6 protein-coding genes and 1 pseudogene are annotated in these 4,977 nt (G+C 72.9%); 4 read left to right on the top strand and 3 right to left on the bottom strand.

All coding sequences use genetic code 11. From position 1 onward, the window contains the following. Positions 1 to 1,117: major royal jelly family protein (locus tag FV223_RS19880; protein ID WP_246689734.1), on the top strand; the 1,117-nt coding region annotated here is incomplete at its 5' end. Here the strand turns inward: FV223_RS19880 and FV223_RS19875 are convergent. Then, positions 1,111 to 1,518 (bottom strand): DoxX family protein, encoded by a 408-nt coding sequence (locus tag FV223_RS19875; protein ID WP_147728621.1) that lies wholly within the window; start codon positions 1,516 to 1,518, stop codon positions 1,111 to 1,113. The two genes, FV223_RS19880 and FV223_RS19875, sit on opposite strands and share 7 nt — an antisense overlap. A gap of 765 nt (positions 1,519 to 2,283) precedes the next feature. Here FV223_RS19875 and FV223_RS19870 point away from each other — a divergent pair. Next, positions 2,284 to 2,844, top strand: a complete 561-nt coding sequence (locus FV223_RS19870) for an NAD(P)H-dependent oxidoreductase (protein ID WP_147728623.1) — start codon at positions 2,284 to 2,286, stop codon at positions 2,842 to 2,844. Between the two features lie 17 nt (positions 2,845 to 2,861). Here FV223_RS19870 and FV223_RS19865 read toward each other — a convergent pair whose 3' ends face one another. Continuing rightward, on the bottom strand, positions 2,862 to 3,428 hold the full coding sequence (locus tag FV223_RS19865; protein ID WP_147728620.1) for a glutathione peroxidase: 567 nt from the start codon (positions 3,426 to 3,428) through the stop codon (positions 2,862 to 2,864). 216 nt (positions 3,429 to 3,644) lie between these two features. On the opposite strand from FV223_RS19865, the gene FV223_RS32600 reads away from it, so the two are divergent. Beyond that, a complete protein-coding gene (locus FV223_RS32600) occupies positions 3,645 to 4,274 on the top strand; it encodes a PRC-barrel domain-containing protein (RefSeq protein ID WP_313899222.1) in 630 nt (209 codons plus the stop codon). Between the two features lie 42 nt (positions 4,275 to 4,316). On the opposite strand, the gene FV223_RS30630 is transcribed toward FV223_RS32600, so the two are convergent. Then, positions 4,317 to 4,865: a hypothetical protein gene (locus tag FV223_RS30630; protein ID WP_210247520.1), complete on the bottom strand. Its 549-nt coding sequence runs from the start codon at positions 4,863 to 4,865 to the stop codon at positions 4,317 to 4,319. On the opposite strand from FV223_RS30630, the pseudogene FV223_RS31945 reads away from it, so the two are divergent. Then, positions 4,851 to 4,977: pseudogene (locus FV223_RS31945) on the top strand (2-hydroxyacid dehydrogenase); the annotation flags it as partial. The gene FV223_RS30630 and the pseudogene FV223_RS31945 overlap by 15 nt on opposite strands.

Below are 4,977 nucleotides of genomic sequence, written 5' to 3'. Positions count from 1 at the left end.
GGGCTCGCCCGCGCCGGGCGGCACCGCGGTGGCGAGCCGGACCGCGCCGCGGATGGAGCTGGCGCTCGCCGCGCACGCGCCCTCGACGCCGACGGGCCTGGCGATCTCGCACGGGGGCCGCGTCTTCGTGATGATGCCGCGCTTCACCGGCAAGGAGACGGTCACCATCGGCGAGGTGCTGCCCGACGGCTCGGTGAAGCCCTATCCCGACCAAGCCACCAACACCCCCGACGCGGGCCGGCCGCAGGCGACGTTCTTCCACGTTCCGAACGGCGTCTTCGCCCCCGACGACAGCCTGTGGCTGCTCGATTCCGGCCTGCCCGAGGGCAAGGGCGCGCCGGTGCCGGGCGGGGCGAAGCTCGTCCAGATGGACCTGGCGACGAACCGCATCGTCCGCATGATCCCGCTCGAGGCCGGCATCGTGCCGACCTCGTCGCTGAACGACCTGCGCGTCGAGATCAGGCCTGGGCGCCAGCGCGCCTACATCACCGACCAGGGCCAGGGGGAGGACGGGGCGATCCTCGCCGTCGACCTCGCCACCGGCCAGGTGGCGCGGCGGCTGGCCGAGCATGCCAGCACCAAGTCGCAGAAGGGGGTGGTGAAGTTCGTCGAGGAGCGCCCGGTGATGCAGACCAAGGGCGACGGCCCGCCGCAGCACCTGAAGGGCGGCGCCAACGGCATCGCGCTTAGCCCCGACGGCAGCCGCCTGTACTACGCGCCGCTGATGGCGCGCCGGCTGTATTCGGTCGAGACGGCGGGCCTGCTCGACCCGAAGGTTTCGGATGCCGAGGTGGCCGCGACCGTGAAGGACCTCGGCGAGAAGGGGATGACCGGCGGCCTCACCACCGATTCCAAGGACCGGGTCTATCTCAGCCTGCAGGAGCAGAACGCCGTCGGGCGGCGCGACCCCGACGGGACGATCACCGTGATCGCCTCCGATCCGCGGCTGATCTGGGCGGACACGTTCTGGATCACCGCCGACCGCTGGCTCTACATCTCGGCCGCCCAGGTGAACCGCCGGCCCGAGTACAACCACGGCCGAGACCTGCAGGAGCCGCCCTACGCGATCCTGCGGGTGCGGATCGATGCCGACCCGGTCGACGGCCTCGCTCAGTAGCGGCGGCCGGCGCGGGCGGCGTCCACGCTCAAGGGGCCGGCGCCCGCGAAGACGAGGTAGAGGAACACGAAGCAGAACAGGATCGCGGCATCGCCCCCGTTCACCGCCGGAAACAGCGATTTCGGTGCGTGGACGAGGAAGTAGCCCACCGCCATCTGGCCCGACAGCAAGAACGCGACCGGCCGGGTGAACAGCCCGAGCACGATCAGCGTGCCGCCGACCAGCTCGAGCAGGCCCGCGGCACCGGCGAGCGAGAGCAGCTCGGGCGCCGGCATCGTCCGCGGCGGAAGCCCGGGCAACTTCTGCGTGCCGTGCTGCAGGAACACGAGGCCGGTCACCGCGCGCAGCAGCGACAGGGCGTAGGGCGCGTAGCCGTTCAGGCGCGGGACGAGCGAGTTCATGGGAGGACGGGTCTCCGACGCTTCGGGGAGGCACCATCGCGAGGACTTCGCCCCGCCTGTCAAGCTTTCGCATTTGCGGAACGGAACGCCGCCCGCGCGCCCGCGCCGGTTCAGGAAATACCAACCGGCGCGTGCAACGCTTCCGGCCTTGGGGCGACGCTCGGGGGAACGATGCCGCTGGTTCCGGTCTCGACGACGGCGGCGCTCGCGGTGACGATGATCGCGAAGCACGTCGCCTTCGGCGTCCCGCTACGAACCGCCCCGATGGCACGGGCCAAGGAGCGTGCGGCGGGCGGACCGGAGCCGTTCTCCGCCCGAGCGGGCAAGCTCGGCATCGCGTGGGCGGTCGCGCCGCGGCTGTGGCGGCCGGCGCTGGTCGACGTCGCGATCCTTATCGGATGTCGACGGCATCGAGGCGGTCGTCGCCCTGCGCACCGGCTCGCCCCCCCCGCGCGGTCCGGTTCCGGCGGCTGCGCGGCTTCGGCCCGAAGCACGGGCCGACCGGTCCCGGTCTCGTGGGCGCCGTCCTCAGCCTCCGATCCGGCGCTCCGCCGGATCGTCCCCCGCGCTCGAAGAACCGACGCCATGACCTCGGGTCTTCCGTCGGGGCCCCCAGGGAGCGGACGGACAGGCCCTGACACGGTGCCGGAGTCGCGGCCCGCGGTGGTTCCCAAGCGTCGCCGGACCGGTCACAACGGACCGATCGCGCCGCCGGCCTCCACGGGCCGGGGCGCTCCGGCGAGTCCCGAGGTTCCATCCGTGCCCCTGCCCCGCGTCGTCGCGTTCTCGGCGAGCATCAACCGGCCCTCGCGTACCCGCACGCTCGTCGAGGCGATCGGCGCGCAGCTCGGCCGCCATCGCCGCATTGACCTGAGCGTGATCGACCTGATCGATGCCGGGCCGGGCCTCGGCGCGCTCACGCGCGACGGCCTCCCGCCGGCGGCCGAGGCGCTGGTCGCGGCGATCGAGGGGGCCGACGCGCTGATCGTCGGGACGCCGGTCTACAAGGGCGCCTATTCCGGCCTGTTCAAGCACGTGTTCGATTTCGTCGACGCCGAGGCCCTCGTCAGCATGCCGGTGGCGCTCGCCGCCACGGGGGGCGGCCTGCGCCATGCGCTGGTGGTCGAGCACTCGCTCCGGCCGCTGTTCGGGTTCTTCTCCGCGCACATCGCGCCGACCTCGGTCTATGCCGGCGGCGACGAGATCGCGGACGGCGTCGTCGCCGACGCGACCGTGGCCGCGCGCATCGAGGCGGCAGGACGCGAGCTCGACGCGCTGCTGAAGGTGTCGCGCGGGGCCGACCGGGAGAAGGCGCCGGCGGCGTGAGCCTCAGGCCGTGACGCTCAAGCCTTGTCGAGCGCCGCGGCGATCGCGCTGATCACCCGCGGGTCGGTCGGCTCGACCTGGGTCGCGAAGGCGGCGGCCAGCGTTCCGTCGCGGGCCACGAGATACTTGTGGAAGTTCCAGCGCGGCGTCTCGCCGGGCTTCTCCAGCGCCGCCCATTGGTAGAACGGGTGGGCGCCCGGCATCTTCACCCGCGTCTTGGCGGTGAGCGGGAAGGTGACGCCGTGGTTCTTGCGGGCGGCCTCGGCGATGGCGGCGCCATCGAGGGGCTCCTGGTTGCCGAAATCGGGCGAGGGCACGCCGATCACCGTCAGCGCGCGTTCCTGGAAGCGCGTCCACAGCGTCTGCAGCCCGGTAAGCTGCCCGGCATAGCCGCACGCGGTGGCGGTGTTGACCACCAGGATCGGCCGCCCGGCATAGGCCGACAGCGGCATCGCCCCGCCCTCCGGCCCGTCGAAGGCGAAGGCGGTGGCGCGCGTCCCGGCATCGAGGGCGTGGGCGCTGCCGGCGGCGGCACTCATGGCCGCACCGAGGAGGGTGAGGGCTTCGCGGCGGAGCAGGGTCATGGGCGGGTACGGCCTCCGGAGCGGTCGCGGGCTCGGCCCACGACCAGATGGCGCACGCGGCCGCGAGGTCCAGGGCGGCCCCCTCGCGTTTTCCGGAGCCGGCGCACCATGCGGGCACGGTGGAACCTTCTGATGCGGCGGGCCTTTTGCGGGGGAGCTTCACTGTAGACCCCGGGCCGGATCGGGCTCGGGGCGACGATGGAAAGACGAGACGCGATGCGCAGCCTGATTGCCGGAACGGTCCTCCTCACCCTGGGCACGACCGTCCTGGGACCGAGCCTCGCGCTCGCGCAGACGTCGTCCCCGACCACGGCCGCGCCGGGCACCCAGGCCGTGCCGCCCGAGAAGCCAGCGACGGCCTCGCCGGATGCGCCCAAGCCCGACTCCGTCAAGCCCGACGTCGTCAAGCCCGATCCGGTGAAGCCCGACGCGTCGGCGGCGCCGATGAAGCCGGTCGAGGCGGTGCCGGGGCAGCCCGCGACCTTCACCGACAACCTGCGGCCGACCTTCGTCGCGCAGTCGCCCGACGACATGGTCAGCTCGAAGCTCGTCGGCCAGACCATCATCAACGGCGCCAACGAGACCATCGGCGAGATCGCCGACGTGGTGATCGGCTTCGACGGCAAGGTGAAGGCCTGGGTCGTCGGCGTCGGCGGCTTCCTCGGGATCGGCACCAAGTACGTCGCGGTCGACCCGAGCGCGATGCATCTGCAGCGCGTCGATGGCAAGGCGCTGCGGGCGATGATCAACACCGACAAGGACCAGCTCCGCGCGGCGCCGGAATACATCTACCTCGGCAAGGAGAAGCCGAAGGACGATGCCGGCAAGGCGGACGCTGCCAAGTAAAGGCCCGTCGCGAGCAGCGGACGAGCCCGGCGGCGGCAAGCCTCAGGGCGCGACCCGGCGGAGCACGAAGGCGACGCCGGTCTCCGGGTCGCGCCGCCAGGTTCCGTCGCCGGCGGGCACGAGGTTCACCACGTGCCCGCGCTTGGCCACCAGGGTCATGCGGCCTTCGCTCGTGCGCCACGTCGCCGGATCGAACACCTCGATCCCGCTGTCGCGGCAGCCCGGGAGGAGGCGCACCGGCGCACCCGGCCCGTCGCCGAGATCGAGGCGGCAGACGTCGCGGTTGAGCAGGCGGTCGAGCGCGTAGATCCCCGCCGGCACCCCGGGCCCCGGGGCCGACCGCGGAGCTTGCGCCGGCACCGGATCGGGCGCGGCCTCGGGCGGCGCCGCGGCGATTGCCATCGGGTCGAGGGGGCTCGACGCACGCATCGCCGCGATCTCGAGGGGCACCAGGCTGTAGCTCTCGCCCGCCTCGGCGGTAGCGACGTAGCTGCGCTGGTCGGGCCGCTTGGCGAAGGCCAGCACCGGGCGGACGTTGCGGTCGACGAGGCGGACGACGCCGTCGGCGAAGAGCCAGCCGCCGAACCGCACGTGCCGGAGCGGCTCGTCGCCCTCGACCGGGTGGTGCTGCTGCCGCATGTCGGATCGGGCACGCACGAGACCCGCGCCGCCATGGGGCAACTCGTCGTCGACAACCTGATCT

It is taken from the genome of Methylobacterium sp. WL116 (assembly GCF_008039455.1).
Classification (GTDB): Bacteria; Pseudomonadota; Alphaproteobacteria; order Rhizobiales; family Beijerinckiaceae; genus Methylobacterium.
This window is presented reverse-complemented; position numbering and strand designations above follow the sequence as displayed.